Genomic DNA, 242 nt, shown 5'->3' with positions numbered 1-242 from the left:
CGATGTCCGACAGCAACGCGGTCGAGCCGAATCGACCGCGCGCATGGAATATGACAAGCTCGCTGAGGCCTCACCCGTCCATTCCAACCCGTCACAGGAGCCTCAATTGCGTACCCGACACGGAGTCGACCTCATCCGCGCCCGCGCGCTGTTCGATCGCGAGCGCCGTGCATTCACCGAAGCCATGCCGACCTCCCGCGCGTTGTCCGCGGAAGCCGCCGAGCATTTGCTGTTCGGCGTGC

1 protein-coding gene is annotated in these 242 nt (G+C 65.3%); it reads left to right on the top strand.

Annotated elements, in window-relative coordinates:
* Window positions 1-43: 43 nt before the first annotated feature.
* On the top strand, window positions 44-242 hold a 199-nt coding region (locus SB772_RS44875), incomplete at its 3' end, for a hypothetical protein (RefSeq protein WP_410839136.1).

Source organism: Paraburkholderia sp. SIMBA_030, from assembly GCF_046535245.1.
Taxonomy (GTDB): Bacteria; Pseudomonadota; Gammaproteobacteria; order Burkholderiales; family Burkholderiaceae; genus Paraburkholderia.
This window is presented reverse-complemented; position numbering and strand designations above follow the sequence as displayed.